Origin of the sequence: Corynebacterium gottingense, from assembly GCF_002285125.1 — a bacterium.
Taxonomy (GTDB): domain Bacteria; phylum Actinomycetota; class Actinomycetes; order Mycobacteriales; family Mycobacteriaceae; genus Corynebacterium; species Corynebacterium gottingense.
The window spans coordinates 1-1,048 of sequence record NZ_NSGN01000019.1; the positions used below are offsets into that span (position 1 = coordinate 1).

General features: G+C 57.7%; 1 pseudogene. It reads right to left on the bottom strand.

Annotated features, from left to right (window positions below):
* A pseudogene (locus CKJ82_RS11485) lies at positions 1–997 on the bottom strand (IS3 family transposase); the annotation flags it as partial.
* Between the last annotated feature and the right edge of the window lie 51 nt (positions 998–1,048).

A 1,048-nucleotide genomic window follows, 5' to 3' on the forward strand; every position in this document is an offset into this window, starting at 1 on the left:
CCGACTGTGCCGACACTCGGCCGGATCTCGGCTTCGGCCAGTGCGGTGGAGTACTTCAGTGACACGTACTGACTTCCCCGGTCACTGTGGTGTATCAGCTGGTCGCCGTGGATTCGACCGGCAGTCGTTAACGCATGTTCCAGTGCCTCCATCGGCAGCGCATCGGTGCGCATCGTAGATCGGGTGGCAACACCGACTATTTTGCGGCTGTAGACGTCAATGACAAACGCGGTGTAGGCGAATCCTGACAGGGTGCGAACGTAGGTAATGTCGGCGACCCAAAGTCGCCCAGGTGCTGTGGCCCGGAAGTTTCGCTGCACAAGATCCGGACGATGATCCGGCACCTTAGGGCTGATCGTGGTCGCCGGGGTGCGTCCACGTCGTCGACCAGACACACCTGCAAGTTTCATCAGGCGTGCGGTCTTGTCGCGGCCGATATGAAAGCCTTCACGGTTCATCGCGTGCCACATTTTTCGGATGCCGTAGACCGAGAAATTCTCCGCATGCACGCGTTGAATCTCTGGAATGAGAAGGCTATCGCTTAAGGCCCTTGCACTGGGAACACGTGTGGTGGCTTTGCGGTAGCCACGTGAGGTGATGAATCCACGGTCTGCTTGTTTCAGAACACGGCAGATGGCCTCGACCCCAAATTGCTCCTTGTACTCGTCGATGTAGGAGATCATTTGGTCGTGGGTCGGTCGAGTTCCGCCGCGAAAAAAGCCGAGGCAGTCTTGAGGATTCCGTTGGCTCGTTTCAGCTCGCGGTTTTCCCGGCGTAGCCGTTTGAGCTCTTCTTCCATGGTTTCGCCACCTGTTGGTGCCGTCTGCTCATGGGCGACGCTGTCACGGTACCAGGCGCGTAACGTGTGGTGGGACACGCCAAGGAGCTCTCCGACTTCCTCGTACGCGCGTTGCCGTGAGCAGGACTCCAGACGGACCATCTCTAGGACTTGATGGATCGCCTTCTCCTTGAATTCGGCGGAATACTTTCTGGGCATAGTGCCAATCCTTCCTTAGCAGAGGTAGGAACTAAACCCAGGACGCTTCAC